This is a genomic window from Streptomyces natalensis ATCC 27448 (assembly GCF_000935125.1).
In the GTDB taxonomy this organism is placed as follows: Bacteria; Actinomycetota; Actinomycetes; order Streptomycetales; family Streptomycetaceae; genus Streptomyces; species Streptomyces natalensis.
On sequence record NZ_JRKI01000010.1, the window covers coordinates 18,463 to 39,399 of the forward strand.

Annotated in this window: 17 protein-coding genes; 5 read left to right on the forward strand and 12 right to left on the reverse strand. The window is 73.5% G+C overall.

The window, feature by feature from the left end:
* Window positions 1–4 precede the first annotated feature (4 nt).
* From SNA_RS08520 to SNA_RS08530, 3 genes are read right to left on the reverse strand one after another with little or no spacing between them, the layout of a single operon-like run.
* A complete protein-coding gene (locus SNA_RS08520; protein ID WP_030069082.1) occupies window positions 5–2,209 on the reverse strand; it encodes a protein kinase domain-containing protein in 2,205 nt (734 codons plus the stop codon).
* Window positions 2,210–2,229: 20 nt separating this feature from the next.
* Entirely contained in the window at window positions 2,230–2,481 is a 252-nt protein-coding gene (locus SNA_RS08525; RefSeq protein WP_030069080.1) for a DUF397 domain-containing protein, read from the reverse strand.
* On the reverse strand, window positions 2,478–3,293 hold the full coding sequence (locus SNA_RS08530; RefSeq protein WP_030069078.1) for a helix-turn-helix domain-containing protein: 816 nt from the start codon (window positions 3,291–3,293) through the stop codon (window positions 2,478–2,480). Before SNA_RS08530 ends, SNA_RS08525 begins: the two co-directional genes overlap by 4 nt.
* A gap of 154 nt (window positions 3,294–3,447) precedes the next feature.
* Between SNA_RS08530 and SNA_RS08535 the strand changes: the two genes are divergently transcribed.
* Complete coding sequence (locus SNA_RS08535) at window positions 3,448–3,939, forward strand: ATP-binding protein (protein ID WP_044364164.1); 492 nt, start codon at window positions 3,448–3,450, stop codon at window positions 3,937–3,939.
* Between the two features lie 120 nt (window positions 3,940–4,059).
* Window positions 4,060–6,780 carry a pullulanase-type alpha-1,6-glucosidase gene (gene pulA, locus SNA_RS08540; RefSeq protein WP_078969776.1) on the forward strand — a complete coding sequence of 907 codons (2,721 nt, stop codon included), beginning with the start codon at window positions 4,060–4,062 and terminating at the stop codon, window positions 6,778–6,780.
* 36 nt (window positions 6,781–6,816) lie between these two features.
* Here the strand turns inward: pulA and SNA_RS08545 are convergent, their stop codons facing one another.
* From SNA_RS08545 to SNA_RS08575, 7 genes are all read right to left on the reverse strand, one after another.
* Window positions 6,817–7,350: a GNAT family N-acetyltransferase gene (locus SNA_RS08545; protein ID WP_044364167.1), complete on the reverse strand. Its 534-nt coding sequence runs from the start codon at window positions 7,348–7,350 to the stop codon at window positions 6,817–6,819.
* Between the two features lie 59 nt (window positions 7,351–7,409).
* A complete protein-coding gene (locus SNA_RS08550; RefSeq protein ID WP_078969777.1) occupies window positions 7,410–8,108 on the reverse strand; it encodes a TetR/AcrR family transcriptional regulator in 699 nt (232 codons plus the stop codon).
* Between the two features lie 105 nt (window positions 8,109–8,213).
* The gene (locus tag SNA_RS08555) at window positions 8,214–9,329 is read right to left on the reverse strand and encodes a PDR/VanB family oxidoreductase (RefSeq protein ID WP_030069065.1); all 1,116 of its coding nucleotides are present in this window, start codon (window positions 9,327–9,329) and stop codon (window positions 8,214–8,216) included.
* Window positions 9,330–10,244 carry a metal-dependent hydrolase gene (locus SNA_RS08560; protein WP_030069063.1) on the reverse strand — a complete coding sequence of 305 codons (915 nt, stop codon included), beginning with the start codon at window positions 10,242–10,244 and terminating at the stop codon, window positions 9,330–9,332. It lies immediately after the preceding gene.
* A 179-nt stretch (window positions 10,245–10,423) separates the two neighbouring features.
* On the reverse strand, window positions 10,424–12,337 hold the full coding sequence (locus tag SNA_RS08565; protein ID WP_044364324.1) for a hypothetical protein: 1,914 nt from the start codon (window positions 12,335–12,337) through the stop codon (window positions 10,424–10,426).
* A 527-nt stretch (window positions 12,338–12,864) separates the two neighbouring features.
* Window positions 12,865–13,092: a DUF397 domain-containing protein gene (locus SNA_RS08570; protein ID WP_030069061.1), complete on the reverse strand. Its 228-nt coding sequence runs from the start codon at window positions 13,090–13,092 to the stop codon at window positions 12,865–12,867.
* A gap of 188 nt (window positions 13,093–13,280) precedes the next feature.
* Window positions 13,281–16,433: an alpha-N-acetylglucosaminidase gene (locus tag SNA_RS08575; protein WP_044364179.1), complete on the reverse strand. Its 3,153-nt coding sequence runs from the start codon at window positions 16,431–16,433 to the stop codon at window positions 13,281–13,283.
* A 299-nt stretch (window positions 16,434–16,732) separates the two neighbouring features.
* Here SNA_RS08575 and SNA_RS08580 point away from each other — a divergent pair, with 299 nt between their 5' ends.
* From SNA_RS08580 to SNA_RS08590, 3 genes are read left to right on the forward strand one after another with little or no spacing between them, the layout of a single operon-like run.
* Complete coding sequence (locus tag SNA_RS08580; protein ID WP_030069056.1) at window positions 16,733–17,554, forward strand: GNAT family N-acetyltransferase; 822 nt, start codon at window positions 16,733–16,735, stop codon at window positions 17,552–17,554.
* Between the two features lie 11 nt (window positions 17,555–17,565).
* A complete protein-coding gene (locus SNA_RS08585; protein ID WP_241779582.1) occupies window positions 17,566–18,516 on the forward strand; it encodes a lysophospholipid acyltransferase family protein in 951 nt (316 codons plus the stop codon).
* Window positions 18,509–19,195, forward strand: coding sequence for a DedA family protein (locus SNA_RS08590; RefSeq protein WP_078969798.1), 687 nt, complete (start codon window positions 18,509–18,511; stop codon window positions 19,193–19,195). Before SNA_RS08585 ends, SNA_RS08590 begins: the two co-directional genes overlap by 8 nt.
* A 24-nt stretch (window positions 19,196–19,219) precedes the next feature.
* Here SNA_RS08590 and SNA_RS08595 read toward each other — a convergent pair whose 3' ends face one another.
* Window positions 19,220–19,978 (reverse strand): winged helix-turn-helix domain-containing protein, encoded by a 759-nt coding sequence (locus SNA_RS08595; RefSeq protein WP_044364182.1) that lies wholly within the window; start codon window positions 19,976–19,978, stop codon window positions 19,220–19,222.
* Window positions 19,979–20,284: 306 nt separating this feature from the next.
* Complete coding sequence (locus SNA_RS08600; protein WP_198535000.1) at window positions 20,285–20,908, reverse strand: rhomboid-like protein; 624 nt, start codon at window positions 20,906–20,908, stop codon at window positions 20,285–20,287.
* Window positions 20,909–20,937 lie beyond the last annotated feature (29 nt).

A 20,937-nucleotide genomic window follows, 5' to 3' on the forward strand; every position in this document is an offset into this window, starting at 1 on the left:
ATGGTCAGACGGCGGGCAGCCCGTAGAACCGGTCCGAGTGGGTGGCGAGGAGCCGGCGCCCCGCCGCCGTGATGTGCCACTGCCCGTCGTCGTGGACACCGTCGTTGTACGTCCAACGGAGCTTGCCCGTACGGGCGTCGAGGGCATAGACGCCGCCGGTGGCGAAGTACGTTGCGCCGTAGAGCACGTCCCCGACCTGCACGAATTCCAGGGGGACGGACCGCTGGCCGAGGTCGTCGGACTTCCACAACTTCTTGCCGGAGGCCGCGTCGACCGCCCACACGCCGTCTTGGTAGACCGAGGTGTAAAGGGTGTTGCCCACGAGAGTCAGCGGAGACTGGAAGGGGTTGCGGTGACCGCTGGGCAGTGACCACCGCGGGGCGCCCGTCTTGAGGTCGAACGCGCGCATCGCCGGACCGCCGATGATGACCTTGTCGCGGTACATCGTGGGCCGCGCCGCGCTGTCGTCCCCCACCGGCTTCGTCCACAGCTGCTCGCCGCTCCCGGCGTCGCGCACCGTGACGTTGTTCTGGTCGTCGGCGTAGACGACATGCCGCCCGTCGGTGGCCGCCGCGACGTCCCAGTCGCCGGCTCCCTTCGTACGTGGCTTCCGCCACAGCACCTGGCGGGTCTTGATGTCCACCGCGGCGATCACGGTGGGGTTCTTCGCGTCTTCGGCGACGACGGTGGCGATGACGAAGACCCTCCGCCCGTCGGCGGCGATCGGGCGCGGGTTGTCGTACTTGCCGCCCAGCCTGCTGCGCCACGCCTCCTTGCCCGTGGCCGGATCGAGACCGACGAAGTCGCCGTCGTACTTGCTGCTGGTGAAGAACAGCAGCCCGGCGGCGTGCACCAGCGGCGCACCGGGCGTCGTCAGATCGGGCACCGACCACTTCTGCCGCCCGGTCGCCACGTCGTGGGCGACGAGCGGGTCACCGCTGGCGATCAGCAGGTTGCCGATCACCATCGGCGGGATCTCGTAGTTCAGGCTGAGGGACTTCGCCTGCGCGTGCCACAGGGTCTTCGGGCTCGTCCCGGCGGGCGGGGTGGTGAAGTCCGCGGGATCGATCGGCTCGTCCTGGTGCTGGTTGTCCCGGTGCCGTGTGTGGTGTGTCGGCCCGCCGCCGAGCCCCTGCAAGGCCCAGGCCGCTCCGCCCCCGGCGGCGACCACCGCGGCCCCCGCCCCCAGCGCGAGGAACCTGCGACGTGACGTGCCGGGTTCCTCCCGTTTCACGGCCTCCGGACGGGTCGGCTCGTGGGCGGCACCCTGATCGAGAGCCGTGGGAGTGCGCACAGCCGCCGCCCGCCCGTCCCGCAGCGGCGTGTCCAGGTCCAGGATGCGCGCCGCATGCTGGGCGATGGACGAGGCGACCGGCCCCGGCAGCCAGCCGTCCAGCGCCGCCGCAACGCCGTCCGGGGCCAGCTCGGCGACCAGCCGCTCGGCAGTGGGCCGCGCCTGCGGATCCTTGGCCAGACACTCCCGGACGAGCACACGCAAGCCCTCCGGTACGCCCGACAAGTCCGGTTCCGCGTGGACGACTTGGTACAGCATGCCGGCCGCCGATCCCGAACCGAACGGCTGGCGCCCGCTCACGGCGTACGCCAGCACGACCCCGAGCGAGAACACATCGCCCTGCGGCCCGGCCACCTCCCCAGTGGCTTGTTCCGGCGGGATGAACCCCGGCGAGCCGACCACGACGCCGGTACTCGTCAGCCGCTCGCCGTCGACCGCCCGCGCGATACCGAAGTCGATGACGCGCGGCCCGTCGGCGGCCAGCAGCACATTCGACGGCTTGAGATCGCGGTGCACCAGCCCCGCCGCGTGGATCCCGGTGAGCGCCGCCGCGAGACCGGCCCCCAGCGGGCGTACGGACGTCTCGGGCAGCGGGCCGTGCCGGTCGATCACGTCGTCGAGGGCCGGACCGAGCACGTAGGCGGTGGCCAGCCAGGGCAGCGCGGCCTCGGTGTCGGCGTCCACGACCGCGGCGGTGTACGGCCCGGACACCGCGCGGGCGATGCTCACCTCGTGCCGGAAACGGCGCCGGAAGCCGGCGTCCTCGGCGAGTTCGGGCCGTACGACCTTGACGGCGAAGGTGCGCCCGCCGGACGTGCGCGCCAGGTAGACCCGGCCCATCCCGCCCGCCCCGAGCCGCGCCATCAGGCGGTAGTTCCCCAGGCTCTGCGGATCATCCGCCTGCAACGGCTGCATGGCACCCCCCGTACGGACCCCTACAAGTCGTGGGCAGCGTACGTGACAAAGGCCGCCCAGGACGCGGCAGGTACCGCCAGCTGCGGGCCGTCCTTGTCCTTGGAGTCGCGGATGTGGATGGTGGTGGACGGGCAGGTGGCCACCTCGACGCAGTCGTCGCCGGAGCCGCCGCTGTAGCTGGACTTGCGCCAGGAGAGGGCGACTTCTACGCAGTCTCCTGAGCCGCCGCTGCTGTAGCTGCTCTTGAACCAGGCCAGTTCGTCGGTGCTCATAGGGCTCCTCGCATCTGCCGCAACAGGCTCACAGAGTCTTCAGAGGTGAGAGCCTGGGATTGCATCCTGGCATACCGCATCTGGAGCATGCTGACCACTTTCGAGTCGGAGGTGAGCACGCCGCTCTCCTGCCCCTCGCAGTAGGCGAACCACTCGTTCTCCGGTGTCTCCAGCAATCGAATAGGCCCGTCTAGCCCGGCGTGCCTCTCGCGCACCAGCGGCATGATCTGAAGGTCTATATTCGGCTGCTGGGCGAGGTCGAGGACGTGGTCGATGAGTTCACGGGTCACCTCAGTCCCGCCTGTGCGGCGCAGGAACAGGTGCTCTTCGAGGATGAAGCTGTACGCGGTGTTCGGCCGCTCCCGCAGCAGGTTCTGCCGCTCTGCCCGCGCCGTCCACTGGACCTCAATCTGGTCCTTGTCCAGGAGCGGTAGCTGGTTCGTGAACAGCGTCCGCGCATACGCCTCCGTCTGCAACAGTCCTGGAATCAGGCGGCATTCGAACGTGTAGAGGACGGTCGCGGCCTCCTCCAGGCTCGCCCACGCCTGGAACCACGAGGCCAGTCCGGGCTTCTTCGACAACCGCTTGGCCGCCTTCCGTAGTACTCCGAGGGCGTCCAACACCTCCTCCGACCGGTCGATGAATGTCTTCGACGGCAGCATCCGCCCCTGCTCCACCGAACCGATGTAGTCCGACGAGTACCGGATCTCCGGCGCCAGGGCCTCCTGCGTAAATCCCCGGCTCTCGCGGAACCCTTGATAGACGGCACCGAACGTCCGGAGGCTGTCGGAGCGTTCGTGGTCTGCGGTCATACGCGCTACCCCCGAGGGTCGTTGTCGGCAGTCCCCGCAAGTCCCCCATGCTTACGGGCCGTTACCGTCCGCGTCCACCCTCCGGGCTCGTAGTCTTCCAGGACTACGAGTTGCCTCCCTGGTCACCGGTGTCGCGGAACCCGACATTCGAGCCATGTACGCCGACACCGACACCGATATCGACACCGGCTCCCTCACCGTACGTATGTTCAGTCAGCGGTTCAGTGCCACTCCCCGGGGCGCCCGCCTCGCCCGGCATCTCGCCGTCCATCAACTCGACGTCTGGGGCTTCCCGTACGGGAGTGAGGTGTCCGAAACCGCCGCCCTGATCGTCGGTGAACTCGCCGCCAACGCCGCCACTCACGGCCGCGTCCCCGGGCGGGACTTCGAGCTGCGGCTCACCCGGCTGCTGGGTTCCGCCCGCCCCGGCATCCTGCACATCGCGGTCGCCGACACCCGTACGGAGCTGCGCCCGCCAGTCCCGGGGGCCGTCGAACTCCCGCCTCCGGACAGCGAATTCGGGCGCGGGCTCGTCCTCGTCGCCGCGCTCTCCGCCTGCTGGCGGGTGGAGGAGCGGCCGCCGGTCGGGAAGGTCGTGGTCGCCGAACTGTTTCTGGAAGGCCGGTCCGGGCGGCCGGGCGCGTAGGGCCCGGGAAGACGAGGGGCCTCCGGCCGGCCGGACCGGCTGTCCCAGCAACTTAACACCCTTGCAATATCTTTCGTAAGGTCTTGCAGGTATCGGGCAACGCGACTAGAACCATCACCCATGTCCTCCACCCACCTCCGCTTCCGGCCGCGCCGGCGTCTGGCCGCCGCCCTCGCCCTGGGCGCGGCGGCCTTGCTCCTCACCTCCTCGCTGCAACCGGCACACGCCGCCCCACCGGACCCGGACAAGGCGGAGGCGCAGTGGATCGACCGCGACACCGTCGTCTGGAAGGGTGCCGAACGGGCCCCGGCGCAGCTGGAGTTCGGCGACGGGGGGCCGACGCACCGCATTCGCCTGACGCCCGGCACCCTCACCCCGGCCGAGCGGGCCGCCTTCCCCCATCTGCAAAACCTTCCCGCCTTCACCGTCGACCCGCGCGACCGCGGTCTGGCCCGCAACGCCTTGCGCAATCGCCTGGTCGCCACCCAGCAACGCGCGACGGACGCGGCCGCGGCCCCCGCCACGGCCCCTGCCACCACCGGCGTCCAGATACCCGGCGTACTGGACGACCTGTACGGGCGCGCCGCCCAACACGCCAGCCTGGGACCGACGTTCGACGGCAGCCACCGACCCACCCTCTCCGTCTGGGCGCCCACCGCCCGTACCGTCGCCCTCGAACTGGACGGCCGTACGGTCCCGATGCACCGCGACGACACCACCGGGGTTTGGCGCGCACAGGGCTCGCGGGACTGGCTCGGCAAGGCGTACCGCTATGTCGTACGGGTCTGGGCGCCCAGCGTCCACGCTTTCGTCACCAACAAGGTCACCGACCCGTACTCCACCGCGCTGACCGCCGACTCGGCCCGCAGTCTTGTGGTGGACCTTGCAGATCCCCGCCTCGCTCCCCAGGGCTGGTCGCGGCTGAAGAAACCCGCTGCGGTCCCGTTGCGCAAGGCCCGCATCCAGGAGCTGCACATCCGCGACTTCTCGATCGCGGACCGCACCTCCCGCCACCCGGGCCAGTACCTCGCCTTCACCGACACCCACTCGGACGGCATGCGCCATCTGAAATCCCTTGCAGCGGCCGGAACGTCCTACGTCCACTTGCTGCCGGCCTTCGACTTCGCCACCGTTCCCGAACGCCGCGCCGATCAGCAAGATCCTGCGCAACAACCCGACTGCAAGCTTGCCGCAATGCCTTCCGACTCCGACCGGCAGCAGGAATGCGTTGGCAAGACGGCCGCCCGGGACGCGTACAACTGGGGCTACGACCCGCTCCACTACACCGTGCCCGAGGGCTCGTACGCCTCCGATCCGAAGGGTCCGCGCCGTACCGTGGAATTCCGGCGCATGGTGCAGGGGCTGAACGGGGCCGTGCTGCGTACGGTCATGGACGTCGTCTACAACCACACGGCGGCGAGCGGCCAGGACCCGAAGTCGGTCCTCGACCGGATCGTGCCGGGCTACTACCAGCGGCTGCTGGACGACGGCAGCGTGGCCAACTCCACCTGCTGCTCCAACACCGCGCCCGAGCACACCATGATGGGCAAGCTGGTGGTCGACTCCGTCGTCACCTGGGCCAAGCAGTACAAGGTCGACGGCTTCCGCTTCGACCTCATGGGACACCACCCCAAGGCCAACATCCTGGCCGTACGCAAGGCCCTCGACGCCCTGACCCCGGCCCGCGACGGTGTGGACGGCAAGGCGGTCATCCTCTACGGCGAGGGCTGGAACTTCGGCGAGGTCGCCGACGACGCCCGGTTCGTCCAGGCCACCCAGCGCAATATGGCGGGCACCGGCATCGCCACCTTCAGCGACCGCGCCCGCGACGCGGTCCGCGGCGGCTCCCCGTTCGACCCCGACCCGCGGGCCCAGGGCTTCGCCTCCGGCCTCTTCACCGACCCCAACTCCTCGTCCGCGAACGGGAATCCGTCCGACCAGCGCGCCCGCCTCCTCCACTACCAGGACCTCATCAAACTCGGCCTGACCGGGAATCTCGCCGACTACACCTTCACCGACACCTCCGGGCGCCGGGTCAAGGGTTCCGAGGTCGACTACAACGGCGCGCCCGCCGGATACGCCGCCGCCCCGGGCGACGCCCTCGCGTACGCCGACGCGCACGACAACGAAACCCTCTACGACGCCCTGGCCTACAAGCTCCCGCCCGGCACCTCACCCGCCGCCCGCGCCCGTATGCAGGTCGTCGCCCTGGCCACCACCGCCCTCTCCCAGGGCCCGTCCCTCTCCCAGGCGGGCACCGACCTCCTGCGCTCCAAGTCCCTGGACCGCAACTCCTTCGACAGCGGCGACTGGTTCAACGCCATCCACTGGGGCTGCACCACCGGCACAGGCGACGCCACCGGCGCCGAAAGCGGAGACGGCAACGGCTTCGGGCGCGGCCTGCCCCCGGCCGCCGACAACAAGGACAAGTGGCCCTACGCCAAGCCCCTCCTCGCCGACCCGGCCCTCCGCCCCTCCTGCGCCACCATGACCGCCACCTCCGCCGCCTACCGCGACCTCCTCCGTATCCACGCCACCGAACCGGCCTTCGGCCTCCCCACCACCGCCGACGTCCGGTCCGCCCTCTCCTTCCCCCTCTCCGGTACGGACGAGACCCCCGGCGTCATCACCATGCGCCTCGGCCGCCTCGTCGTGATCTTCAATGCCACCCCGCACCGCCAGACCCAGCGCCTGCCCTCCCTCGCGGGCACGTCGTACGCCCTCCACCCCGTCCAGGCCCACGGCGCCGACCCGGTCGTCAAGTCGTCGACGTACCAGGCGAGTTCGGGCACCTTCACTGTCCCGGCCCGTACGGTCGCCGTCTTCACCCGGCACGTGTGAGGGTGCTGTTCCCGCCCGCGCCGAGGCCCGCGGCTACTAGCGGCCCGCCGGAGCCAGCCGCTTCTCCAGCAGCGTCACGCCGTAGCGGCTGCCGTCCGGGCCCACCTTGGACGGGTGCTCGCCGACGACCGTGTAGCCCGCGTCCTCGTAGTACGTCCGCAGGCGCGGGTTGCTCGATACGCAGTCCAGTCGGCAGCGCTCGCGGCCCGCTTGTGTGATGCGCTGTTCGGCCTGGTCGAGGAGCGCGCGCCCGGTGCCGGGCGGAGCGGATGCGCGGTCCACCATCAGCCGGTGCACGTATCCGGCCACGGGGGGCTGTTCGCCCCATGCGGGGAGGTCCTCCCACCACAGTTCGAAGCCGCCGACGGTGCGGTCCGCCGTCTCCGCGAGCCAGACCTCGCCCGCCTCGCGCTCCGTTATCCGGCGCCGGAAGTGCTCCGCGTCCTTCTCGCCCGGTTTCCACTGGACGATCCCGTTGTCCTGCATCCAGCGGGCCGCGTCGTCGTAGAGGGCGACCAGGGCGGGCAGGTCGAGGGTGGCGTCGGCGAGCCGGTAAGTGATCATGGTCATGGGGGAATTGTGGCTCACGGGTCGTCGAAATGCCGGGCCGGCCTTTCGGCGACCACGCGTCACACCGGCTGTGGCAGTTCCATCAGCCGGGCCACCAGCTCCGCGAACATGCCGTTCTCCGGCTCGTCCGCCAGCATCCGGCGGAGCACGTCCGCCATGGTCTCGTCGTAGGCGGCGCTCACCGCCGCCAGCGCCGCGAAGTCGTGCACCAGCTGCCGTTCCAGCTCCTCGCGCGGCATCTGCCGGCCGTCCAGCCACAGCAGGGCGGTGGTCTCGGCGAGCGAGATCCACGAGCGGACCACCAGGGTCAGCCGCGGCGGCGGGTCGGCGACGCCGAGATGGGCGAGGATCTGGTCGTGTGCGGCCTGCCGTACGCCGTCTATCAAGGCGCCCGTCCGGCTCTTCGAACCGGTCACCGGGCCGCCCCGCATCAGGGCGGAGAAGCCGGGGCCGTGCTCGTCGACGAAGTCGAAGAAGCGCTCCATGACCCGCAGGAGGCGGGCGCCGAGCGGGCCTTCGTGCGGTTCGACGAAGCGGGCCGACAGTTCGTCGGCGGCGCGCCGCAGTGCGGCCTCGTACAGCTGCTGTTTGCCCGGGAAGTAGTGGTAGACCAGCGGCCGCGATATCCCGGCCGCCTCGGCGATCTCGTCTATCGAGACATCCTCGGGAGAACGATGGCTGAAGAGGTCGAGTGCGACGCCGATGAGCTGCTCGCGCCGCTCCTCGACGCCCATCCTGCGGCGCGCCCCGGTCGTCATGGCCACCACCCTAACGACCCGGGGCGCCCCGCGGTATCACGGCCGGTAGCAGCGGAGACCTGCCGGGACGGCCAGGGCTTGTCCCGGAGGCGGCTGCGGCTCGTCCTAGAGATCGAGGACCAGGCGCCCGCCCTCCCGCGCCCGTGAGACGCAGATCAGCAGCGAGTCGTCCCGCTCGGCGTCCGTCAGCAGCCCGTCGCGGTGCTCCACCTCACCGGCCAGCACCCGTTGTTGGCAGGTGCCGCAGAAGCCCTGTTCGCAGCTGTACGGGAGGTCCGGCAGCGCCTGGTCGCGGATTGCGCGCAGCGCGCTGGTGCCGGCGGGCACGGTGATTGTCCGGCCGGTGCGGCGCAGTTCCACCTCGAACGGGGCGTTCTCGGCGGTGGGGGAGGGGGTGGCGGGAGCGAACCGTTCGGTGTGCAGGGTCAGGCCCTCGGGGGCGTCGGGGAGGAGCGCGGCCACCGCGTCCATCAGGGGCTCGGGGCCGCAGCAGTAGACGGCGGCGTGCGGGGGCGCGCCGGCGAGCAGGGCCGCCAGATCGGGCCGCCCCTCCTCGTCCTCGGCGACCACGGTGACCCGGTCCGCCCCGGCGCCCGCCAGTTTCTCGATCTCCGCCAGGAACGGCATCGAGGCCCGCGACCGTCCGCCGTACAGCAGCCGCCAGGGGATCCCCTCCCGCTCGGCCTGGCGCACCATCGGCAGGATCGGGGTGATGCCGATGCCGCCCGCGATGAACACATAGGCGTGGCTGTCCCGGAGGGGGAAGCGGTTGCGGGGTCCGCGGACCGTCACCTCCGTCCCCTCGTGCAGCAGCTCGTGTGCTTCCTGCGAGCCGCCGCGGCCGTCCTCGATCAGCCGGACGGCGATGGTGTACGAGCCGGGCGTCGCGGGCGATCCGCACAGCGAGTACTGGCGGACCGTCCCCGACGGCAGCACCAGATCGAGATGCGCGCCGGGCTCCCAGTCCGGGAGGTCCGCGCCCTCCAGGCGCAGCCGTATCACGCCCGCGGCTTCCGCCACGCGCTCCACGACCGTCAACCGGTGGGCACGGGCGCCTGCTTGGGCCTCCCGGCCCTGGCCGGATATGGGGTGGTCGAGGGCGGGCATCGGCCACAGAGGGGAGCCCTTGATGCGGCCGCGCAGGGCCCGGCGGGCGGCCAGGGCGGCCGCGGTGACGACGAGGACGGTGCGGAGGCGGGGTGCGTGCGGGATGCGGGGCATTCAGGAACCTCCCTTCGTGCGGGCCTCGGCCGCCGTCGCGGCGGGGGAGCCGGCGAGATAGGCGATGGCCTGTGTGGTGCTGCCGTGCTGGGACGGGTGGTAGGCGCGGCTGAGGTACTGCGGGATGGACCGGGCCATGTCCCCCGCGGTCGGCAGCACGCCCTGCCGCCCGGCGCGGACGAACTCCTTGAAGCTCGCCTTTCCGTCGAGCAGGGTCGGGTCGTTCTCCATGAAGAAGCGGACGCCTCTCTGCCAGAGAAACACCAGCGCGGCGAAAGCGGTTGCCCAGGTCCGTACGCGCCGCCGGTAGCCGCCGTCGAGATGGACGAAGAGATCGAAGGCCACCGACCGGTGCTCGACCTCCTCCGCGCCGTGCCAGCGCAGCAGATCGAGCATGGTGGGATCGGCGCCCCTGGCGTCCAGCTCCTCGGCGTTGAGCACCCAGTCGCCCAGGAAGGCGGTGTAGTGCTCGACGGCGGCGATGATGGCGACCCGCTCCAGCAGCCACCACTTACGTGCCCGGCCCGGCGGCAGCGTCCGGTCGCCGAGCAGCTTCTCGAAGAGCCAGTCGACCTGCGCGGTGTACGGGGCCGGGTCCAGGCCCTGCTCCTTGAGGTGCGGCAGGACGTCGTCGTGCGCCTGGGAGTGCATCGCCTCCTGGCCGATGAACCCGATGACGTCCTCGCGCAACCGGGGGTCGCGTATATGGGGCAGCGCCTGCTTGTAGACGTGCACGAACCAGCGCTCGCCGGCCGGCAGGATCAGGTGCAGCACATTGATGGTGTGGGTGGTGGCGGGGTCGCCGGGTATCCAGTGCAGCGGGGTGTCGGCCCAGTCGAAGGCGACGTTGCGGGGCTTCAGCGGGGTGTGCTCGGACGCGACCGGCTGGGGCCGCAGCGAGGCCGTATTAGACATGGCGTCAATGTACTGAGGGGTAAGGACAGCCGGTACCCCTGGGACCGAAGAAATCCGAGCGATGAGTTCCGAGCGATCAGTTCCGAGCGATGAGTTCCGAGCGATCGGTTCCGAGCGATGAGTTCCGGGCGGTGAGCGCAGCGCCCGCGGCCGCCGTGGTCTCCGTCGCCGCTGCGGCCTCAGCGCAGCGCCTCCACCGGCTGTCCGTCCGCCAGCTGACCCACGAGCTTGGCCCGCGCGCCCGCCGTCGTCCTCACCGCCAGCAGAGGGCCGGGCGCCCGGCCCTGCACCCCTCCGGTGACCGTGAGCGAGACGACCTTCTTGCTGCCCGCGGCCAGCAGCCACCACTGGCCGCCGGTGTCCTTCCACAGGATCCCGGCCAGCGCCTGTGGTGCCCGCGGCCCGCAGGCCGTCGTGCCGTCGGCGCGGGCCGCCACCGTCCCCGGTGCATACGGCCGGCCGGTCGGCGCCGGGGCCAGGAACTGCACCAGCGTCCGGCTGCCCGCCCCGCGCCAGGTCTCCGCCCGGTCGCACACCCACCGGGCGGCGCCCGCGCCCCGGGGCAGCGGCTGGTGCGCGTACTCCCAGGCGTTCACCGTCCGTACGCCCTGCCCGCGCAGTCCCGCCAGCGCGCAGCCGCCGCGCGCCCAGGCCGTCGTGGCCTGCGGCGAAGCGACCTCGCCCGCCGTGCGCGGGCCGCCGTACGTCAGCCGGGCCGGGGCCAGCTCGCCCAGGTCCGTCAGCAGACGGCCGCCCATGCGCAGCGCGGGCCAGGCGGTGCACTTCTCCTCGGGGCGGGGGGTCGGAACGGGGCTGGTGAGGCCGTCGGCCCCGATCGCCACCTGCTGGCCCGCGCCGTCCGGCCGGAGCAGGTCCACCAGACGTGCCGAGGTCACCCAAGGGGCCGCCAGATAGCGGGTGTTGCCCTGCGTGCGGTTCGCCACCAGGGCGCCCGAGGAGGCCGCCTGTGCGCCGTCCGTCCGCGCGAAGTCGAGCGACGCACCGCCGCCCGCCTCCTGGCTCTCGCCGTCCGCCGCCTCGGCATAGCGCACCACCCGCAGGCCGTCGTGGAAGAGCACGACGACGGCGTGGTCGACGACGCCCGCGAACAGCAGCTGCGGGGGCCCGGCCGCGGGGCCCGTGGGGGTGCCCGGCGTCGCCGTCACGGGCACCCGGGCTCCCGGCCGGGCCCAGACCGCGAGCGCGCGGCGCAACAGCACCTTGTCGCCGGTCCGGTCGCCGCGGGCGGGCCAGGTGGCGAAGTCCTGGCGGGTCGCGGTCTTCCAGGCGCCCGGGGAGGCCGCCGTCAGCCTGCCGGGGTCCAGGGCCGCCTCGGCCGCGGCGTTCCGGGCGTACGGAGGCGCGGCGGCGCCGTTCGGTCCCCAGCCCTCCCCGGGCAGCCCCAGCAGCGCGCCGCACACCACCACGGCGGCGCCTGCCGCCAGCGCCGCGCGGACGTGCTGGCGCCGCCGGATCAGATCCGTCGGGCGGGCCTGGAGCGCGCACGGGTCGAACTCCGCGGACTCCAGCAGCGACTGGTCCCGGCTGCCCGCCGGGACCGGGGCCCCGGCGGCCTCGTCCAGCGCCTCATCGGGTGCGGAAACCCCTGCGTCCATAAGGACCCTGACGGTCTCCGGGGCACTCAACCCCTCCAGATCGCGCAGCACGAAGGCCGCCCGGCCGGGTCCGGACAGCGCCGACAGCGTCTGGTCCAGCGCGAGTTCATCGGCACCGCCGGAGCGGGGGAAGAGGCGCAGGCCCCAGACCTGGGGGAGCAGCGGCGGGGGGAGGGGAAGGCGCCGGCGGGGCCGCCCGGCGGCGAGCGCGGCCTTCAGGACCCGGCCGCGCAGGAAGGCGTAACCGGGGTCGGTGGCCGCCTCGTCACCCGCGCGGGGGGCGGGGAGGACGAGGTCGCGGGTGGTGGCGCGCTGGCGGGGGAGGGCGCGCTGCACCAGGGCATGGGCGGCCAGGACCCGTCGGCCGCGGCTGCTGCCGGACGGCAGTAGCAGGTAGGCGAGGCGGACCAGGTGGGGGTAGTGCTCTACCAGGGCGACCTCGGCCTGGTCGATGTCGATGAGGTCGATGAGGTCGATGAGGTCGGGGAGGTCGGGGAGGCCGGTGGGATCGGGGAGGGCGGGGAGATCCGGGACAGCGGGGAAACCGGTGGCGGCGACGGGACCGGGGAGGCCGGTCGCGGGGGCCGGACCGGGGAGGCCGGTCGCGGGGGCGGCGGGCTCGTCGGCGGCGGGCTCGGGGGCGTCGGCCTCCGGCTCACCGGGCTCACCGGCCTCGGCGGCGGTCTCGGCCTTCGTGGCGTCGGGCTCGGGCGCCTCGGCCTTGGATGCACCGGGCTCGTCCGCCTCGGTCCCGGACGCACCCGGCTCGTCGCCATCGGCCTCGGACGCGCCAGGCTCAATGGCGTCGGCCTCGGTGCGCTCGGTCTCGGCGGCCTTGGCGGCCTCGGTCTCGGCGGTGTCCGAGGGCGCGGGGTTGCGGTCACGGTCCGGACGCGGGGATGTCGCCTGCTGCTGCTCCACGTTCAGTGAAACGAGTGAATCCTGTGACGGTCACCGGCGGGCCGACTGCTCGCACCCGCGGGTGACCGCCCAGGTGGGTGCCGCTACTGGAGGTCGAACTCGCCGTCCCGCGCGCCGAGGACGAACGCCCGCCACTCCGCCTCGGTGTAGCGCAGCACCACCTCGGGCTCCTTGGAATTGCGCATCGCCACCGCACCGCGCTCCAGGAACGCGATCTCCACCGCTTCCTCGGCGTTGCCGGGCGGGCGCTGCCATTCGGCGTTCGAGATGTCGAGGCCGTAGAGCCACTCCTTGTCCGCTGCGGTGCCCATACCGATTCCCCTCGCTCGTCATGCGGTTGTGGTGCGCTGTGCTCGTCACGCGTTGTGCTCGCGGTGCGCTGTACTCGTGATGCGCTGTGCTCGTGGTGCGCTGTGCTTGTGGTGCGTTGTGCCGGTGATGCGATCCGGCCAGCCTACGGGGTGGCCGTTCGCGCCTCCAGTGGAGCGCAGGCGGCCGGTCAGGACATCTGCCAGCGGCGGAATTCGGCCGTTCCGCGCGCCCCGGTGGCGGAGTTGGCGGCGCACTGGTGCAGCCCGGCGTCCTGTGCGGCGGCGGCCCCGGGGACGGCGACGGTGGCGACCGTGCGCCAGGTGCCGCCCCCGTCGGTGGAGCAGGCGCCGGCGTACGTGCCCCGGCCGCCGTCGTCCCGGCCGCGGGTCAGCCGGAGCAGCACCGGGGCGGTGATCCCGGCGAGCCGCCGGTAGGTGTCCAGGGCGCCGTCGCCGTTCGCGTCGTAGGAGAGGGCGACCCCGTGGGCGGGCGTCACGGACAGGTTCAGGAAACCGGGGGAGCGCGGTGTGTCCAGGCGGTTGCGGACGATCAGGCCCGCGCGGGCCCAGGGGCCGGTGGACTCGTCCTGGCGGGTCACCTCCACCGTCACCGCGCCGCCCGGCGTGAGCGCGCCCGCCCGGTAGACGGCGCCGAACTCCTCGGTGCCCTGCCACAGATCGGCCCCCGCGCCGTCGATCGCGAAGCGCCCTTCCAACTGGCCGAAAACCGCCCCATTGGTGGTGACGGTCCGGAACGCCTCGTCCAGCGGACCGGCGACGAACAGCGTGCCGCGGCGCACCGCGCGCACCCGGGGCTCGCCCCTGGGCCCGTATTCGACCGTCAGGCTGTACGGCAACGGGCGCAGCGGGTCCGTCAGCGGCCCGGCCGGGGCCGTCGCCCGCCACCGGGCCTCGCCGGTGCCGCCGGGCGGGAGGGACGGCAGGGTGAGGGGGCCGTCGGCGGTGGCTTCCAGGCCGGTCAGCGCGAAGTCGACCCGGCCGGTGGCGCGCAGGCCGCTGACGTTGCGCAGGGCGGCGGTGAGGGTGGCGCGGCCGCCCGGCGGCAGCGCGTGCGGGGTGGCGGTCAGGGAGACGGTGCCCTGGTAGGGCGCGGCGGCGAGGGTGTCGTGGACCCGGCGGGCGGTGCGGTACGGGTCGGCGGTGGGGCGCAGCGGATAGGCGTTGCGCCGCCGGGTCCAGGGCTCCTCCTGCGCGTACCAGTCGAACGGCTTCGGCGGGCGGCCCGCCGCCAGCGCATCGTCCAGTTCGTCCAAGTACGCCTGCCACTGCGGCAGATGGACATCGCCGATCAGGCCGTGCCAGTCGCGGTTGGCGTAGTTGGCGAGCGCGCCGCCGTCGGCGGTGGCCCGGTCCGCCCAGGTGGTGATCAGTGCGCGGGCGCTGTGTTCCAGCCGCGCCGCCTCCGCGTCGTCGGCGGCCATCGCCCTGGCGTCGGCCAGCCAGGGTCCGAGCAGGAAGTGCCGGTGCGCGCCGGTGATCTCGTCGCTCAGCCGCATCAGCCGCAGCCACAGCCGGGACAGGTCCCGGAACGCCGGCCGGTCCTTGTGCCGGTAGGCGTCCTGGAGCTGGGGGATCAGCTGCCAGGAGCGGTTGGCGAGGGCCTGCCGGGCGGCGTCGGTCAGATCGTGGCGATAGGCGTCGCTGTCGCGCAGCGCGGGGGCGACCTTCAGTAACGCGGCGAAGGCGGTGTCGAAGGCGGCCGGGTCGAAGGCCGGGGTGTGGGTGGCGTAGACCGTGCCGGAGTGGGCGGCCAGGCTCGGGCGGGCGGCGAAGACCGAGTCGTGCGGGCGGCCGTCCTTGCTGTCGATGGCGTACGTACTGGTGCGCAGCGCGGCGAACGCGGCGCGGGCGTGCTCGTCGCGGGCGCCGTAGCGCAGATCGGCGTAGCCGTCGAACCACGCCGCCCGCTCCACCGGGCGCTCCCGCCACGCCAGTTCGCAGAACAGCTCGAATGCGGCGGGATCGCGCTGGGCCGCCTCCGGCATATAGGCGGTGCCCGCCAGTCGGCTGCCCTCCTTGTCCCGCCATGTGGTGAAGCGCTTCGCCCACATATGGGTTTTGGCGCCGAGGGTGGTGCGGCCGCCGAAGTTGGGGATGGAACCGAAGGCGTAGGGCACCCCGCCCCAGTCCCGTTCCCGGTCGGTGACCGTCTCCAGATCGCTCAGGCCGTCCACGATCAGCATCCGGTCGTGATCGACGGCGTCCAGCAGATCGCGCCGGGGGTTCGCCTGCCAGCCGAGGATCACCCAGGTGGCACCGGGGCGGGCGGTGCGCAGGGCCTTCTCCACGGCGCGGGCGGCCTCGGGGACCGGTACGTCGCCCGGGTCGCCGCCCTCGTGCAGCAGATCCATCTTGAAGTGGCCTGCGGGGCCCAGGAGCCGGTGCTGGTGACGGTAGAAGGCGGCGGCGACCTCGGCGAAGGCGTCGGTGCGGGGGTCGAGCCAGTCCGGGCGCCGCAGGCCGGACCAGCTGCCCTGGGGGACGGTACGGGCCCCGGGGTTGCGGGCGGCGAAGCCGTCGGGGACGGTGCCGAAGTAGCCGGGGAGCACCGGGTGCATGCCCAGGGAGCGCAGCCGGTCGGTGATCCTGCGACCCAACTCGGCGCGCCGGTCGATCAGTTGACGGCTGGGGGGACCTCCGTAGGTGCTCATGTTCTGGAGCAGCCACCACGGCTGGTGCGAGGGCGCCGGGAGCCAGGTGCGGGCCTCGGCGTCGGAGTAGCCGAAATCGGTCAGCAGACGGTGGTAGACGGCCTCGGCGCCCGGGGTGACCAGCACCTCGTTCACGCCGTGCAGCGCGAGCACGTCGATCAGCCGCTCCCAGCGCGCCCAGGTGGCGTACGGGGCGGTGTAGCCGTCGTGGGTGTCGTTGAGCGCGAAACGGTGCGGCAGCGGGGTGGCGCGCTCGACCGGGGAGGACGGGGCGGGCAGACGGGCGGGCAGGGCCGCCTGGTCGCCCGCCCAGGACAGATGGGCGTGACAGGTGTACTTGAGGTACCAGTGGACGCCGGTCAGGAGGGTGGCGGGGGTGGTGCCCGCCACGGTGATACGGCCCGTGGTGCCGTCGACCCGGAAGCGGTCGGCGGCGCCGCCGGGCGGCAGCGCGCGCAGGCGGAACTGGTCGGCGTGGCCGGGCAGCAGCCGCTCCAGGGCCGCCCGCGCCGGGGCCGTGTCGTACCCGGCCGCCCGCTCCGGCCCGGGGGCCAGGGGCCCGGGGGCCAGGGGCCCGGTCGCGGTGACGGGGGCCGCGGCCCCGAGCGCCGCCCTCGCACCGATCGCTCCGGCGGTCCCCAACAGCGCGCGTCGTGACGGCTGGCTCACGTATGCCCCCCACCTCTCGGCAGTACCCACGGACCCGTGCGTGGAGGGCACGCTAACGGGCGGTCAACCGCCGTCCAAGTAGGCCGCCACGACCGGGATGCGCCGAATGCCGCGATCCGGCCGCACCCGACCCGGGCGGCGGCAACCAGTGTTCTGCGGACCCTCATCCGCAGGCTCCCTGCGCTTCACGCGCCCGGCCGTCGGGCGCGGGAACAGTTTCCCGAGTAGAGAAGGCCAGGTCACTGCGGCAATCCGCAGTTTTCCGGTGGTGCGTACACCACCACCCAAGGAGGGCTTCCATGCGCTCGGCACCGACTGCTTCCGCCGCCATCCCGACACCCGCCACCCCCGTCACCACCGCCTCTCCCGTCCCCGGCTCCGCCCCCGCCGCCGACCCGGCCGCCGCCCCCGGCTACACCGCCGTGATCGCCGACACCCAGGAGCAGATCCGCGCCGCCCAGCGCCTGCGCCACCGCGTCTTCGCCGGGGAAATGGGCGCCACCCTGCACACCCCGCTCGCCGGTCACGACATCGATGCCGTGGACGACCTCGCCGACCACCTCGTCGTCACCCACACCGCCAGCGGCGAGGTGGTCGGCACCTACCGGCTGCTGCCCCCCGGCCGCAGCGCACGCCTCTACTCCGACGGCGAGTTCGACCTCACCGCCCTGGCCCCCCTGCGCTCCTCGCTCATCGAGGCGGGCCGCTCCTGCGTCCACCCCGACCACCGCGGCGGCGCCGTGATCAATCAGATGTGGGCCGCCCTCGCCCGCTACACCCTGCTCTCCGGCCACCGCTATCTGGCCGGCTGCGCCTCCGTCCCGCTCGCCGACGGAGGCACCGCCGCCGCCCACGCCCACGCACTGGGCCGCACCCGCTACGCCGCCCCGGACGGACTCCGGGTCACCCCGCACCACCCCTGGCACCCCACCGTCCCCGCCCCCGAGCGTCCCGGCGTCGGCCAGCTGCCCCCGCTGCTGCGCGGCTACCTGCGCATCGGCGCCGTCATCTGCGGCGCGCCCGCCCATGACCCCGAGTTCGATGTCGCCGACTTCTTCGTCGTCCTGGACATGGAACGGCTCGGGGAGCGCTACCGGCGCTTCTTCCTGGGGGAACGGTGAACGGGCCGGCGGTGAACGGACCGGTGGCGAGGGGGCGGGCGGCGAACGGACCCTGGGACGTGTGGTCGGACTGCACCCCGGGATGCGCCACGCACGGCCTCCCGCGCGTCCGGGCGGCCGAAACCGCCCGCCGGCTCGCCGCGTTCGCGCGGGCGGTGCGGCGCGCGCTGGCGGACGGCGAGCGGCTGGCCGATCCCGTACGGCTGCGCGCCCACGCCCGGGAGCTGATCGCGGCGCTGGGCATACGGATGGCGGGCGCGAGCCTGACGGAGCGCCTGTCCGTCCCCGGGCCCGTGGGCGGCCCCGGCACCCTCATAGTCCTCAACCACATCTCCTGGCTCGACATCCCCGCGCTGCTCGCCGTGGAACCGGTCGTCCTGCTCGCCAAACGCGAGGTCGGCGGCTGGCCGGTCGTCGGCGGGCTGGCCCGCAGAGCCGGTACGCACTTCATCGACCGCACCGACCCCCGCCAACTCCCGCACGCGGTGGCCGAACTGACCGCGCTGCTGCGCTCCGGCCGTTCGGTCGCCGTCTTCCCGCAGGCCACCACCTGGTGCACCGCCGACCAGGGCACCTTCCGCCGGGCCACCTTCCAGGCCGCCCTGGACGCGGGCGCCCCGGTCCGCCCGGTGAGCCTCGGCTACACCCAGGGCGGCCACCCCAGCACGGTCGCGGCGTTCTGCGGCGAGGACACCTTCGCCGCCTCGCTGCGGCGGGTGCTGGCGGCCCGTGCGCTGGCCGTACGGGTCACCACGCATCCGCCGCTGACGGGCGACGGGCCGGGCGGGTGCGGCGGGCTCGACCGGCGGCGGCTGGCGGCGCTCGCCGAGGGCGCCGTACTGGGCGGCGGCGCGGGCCGTGTCCCGGGCCTCGTTCCCGGCCAGGTCCCGGGCCACGTTCCGGGCCGTGGCCGGGCCGCTCCCCGACCGCTGCCGCAACAGCCGGTCCGACACCATGTCTGACCAGCTGGTTTCCTGGGCGTATGTGGACCAGCTGGACCTCCTCGCCGAGCCGCTCCGGGGGATGCTGCATTCGCCCTGGCTGTGGCTGGTCGTCCTGCTGGTGTCCGCGCTCGACGCACTGCTGCCGTTCATGCCGAGCGAGACGACCGTGGTCCTCGTCGCCGTGCTGATCGGCCCGCACCCGCCGCTGCTCGCGCTGCTCGCCGCCGTCGCAGCGACCGGCGCCCTGGCGGGCGACTGCCTCGGCCATGCGCTCGGCCGCTGCGCCGGCCCCCGCGCCACGGCCTGGCTGCTGCGCGGCGAACGCGGCCGCGCCCGCCTCGCCCGCGCCCTGACGACGGTCGAACGCCACGCCGCCACCCTCGTCATCGCCGGCCGCTTTCTGCCCGGCGGGCGGGTGGTCGCCGCGCTCGCCACCGGGACCGTCCGCTTCCCGCTGCGCCGCTTCGTCCTGCTGGACGCGATGGGCGCCGCCCTCTGGGCGCTGTTCAGCACGGCCGTGGGCGGCCTGGGCGGCGCGGCGCTGACCGACTCCCCGGTCACCGGGCTGCTGCTGGCCTCGGGGGCGGGGCTGCTGATCGCGGGGTGTGTGGCGTATCTGCGGCGGCGGGGCGGGCACGGCGGGGGAGTGGTCCGCGTCCGCCCGGGGCCGTGCCGGGGAATACGGGACGGAGCCTGACGCCGCCGTCCCGTACTCCGCGGCTCATGCGGTCGGCACGTACTTGTAGCCGACCCGGCGCACCGTCACGATCGACGACCGGTGCGCCGCACCCAACTTGCGGCGCAGCCGGGCGACATGGACGTCGACGGTGCGGCCGTCGCCGACATGGCCGTAGCCCCACACCGTGGTCACCAACTGGTCGCGGGTGTGCACCCGGTGCGGATGCGCCACCAGATGGGCCAGCAGCTCGAACTCCAGGTACGTCAGGTCCAGCGGGCGGTCCTGGACCTGTGCGGTGCGCCGCTCGGGGTCGATCCGTACGGTCCCGTCGCTGTTCGACGCCCCGGGGGCGGGGGCGGGGACGGGGGTGCGGGCGGGCGGGGGCGCGGGTGACAGCGTGGCCGTCGCCCCCGCCAGGGCCGCCGCCGTGGCCGCCGTGACCGTGGCGGCCGCCGTCGGGTCGGCGACGGGCTCCGGGTCGCCGGTCCGGGGGGCCTGTTCGGCCGGTACGAGGACGAGGTAGCCGACCATCGGCGGCTGGCCGGGCAGCACGGGCAGGCTGTGCTGGGGCGCCGGAATCCAGGTGGCGCCGGCCTCCAGCAGCTCCGCGACGGTCTGGATGCCGTGGCGCGCGGGGGGTCCGCCCGGCCGGAGGCCGGGGGAGCCGCTACCCGGGGCGGTGGCGGGAGACGGCAGGGCTTCGTGGGGCGCCACGGCGCGCAGGCGGTGGCGGTGCGGGGCGGTCGGGGCGGACAGGGGGGCCGTCGCGGAAGTGGCAGGCAGGGTACGGACGTTCGTCATCGGGATCAGCTCTTTCGCGCAGAGGGTCGTCGGGGACGTCATGCGCGCGGGCAGGGCCGGAAACGCCGGTCAGCGGCGTCGGTGAGGCGTGTGCGGGCCCGCGCTCAGTGCGCGCGGCAACACAGACGGTCGAAAGCGTGCGCCTGCCGGGACGGCCAGAAAGGCTCGAGGTCGCTGCGACCCGTCGCGGTGTGAGGAAGGCTGGCCATACCCCTATTCAACCAGACGGCCGACGCGCGAGGGAACGGAGTTGACCGACGTCACGGCCCCGTTCCGCATCGTGGACAGCACCGTTGGCCGCCTCCCTCATCGGCTCCCCGTCCGTATGCCCGCCCGGGCCCCGGCCCGTATCGCCGCGCCCATCGCCAGTCCGAGGGCCAGCGCGGTCAGATGGCCCGCGTCGGTGAACGTCCGCTCCCGGCGGAGCACCGGCCGTATCCCCAGCGCCAGCAGGCCGGCGCTCGCCGCGGTCCGCGCGCCCCGGTGCGGGACGGCGGCGGCCAGGGCGCCGAGCGTGGCGTTCCAGCCGTAGCTGGCGCCGACGTCGACGGCCCGCGCCGTCCCGTCCGGCGGATCGAGCCGCACCTGGCCGCGCAATGCCCCGTAGACCAGCAGGCTCGCCCCGATGTGCCCCGCGCCGAACACCCCGGCCGCGCGCCCGGTGCCCCACCGCGCCTCGGCCGTACCGAGCGTGGCCAGCAGTGCGGTGGCGTACGGCACCGCCAGCGGCTCCTCGACGAGCGCCGCGCTGGTGAGCAGGGTGTACCCGCGCCCGGCCCGCAGATTCGCGACGTTGGTGGACTGCGCCCGCAGCACCTGCGTACGCCGCTCCCGGGGCAGCCGGGCGAGGGCGTACGCGCCGAGCTGGATGCCACCGACATACAGCATCGCGGCCCACGGCACCCCCGGTTTCCTCCGTGTCCTCGCCATGCGGTCCCTCCCCATGCGGTCCCTCCCCG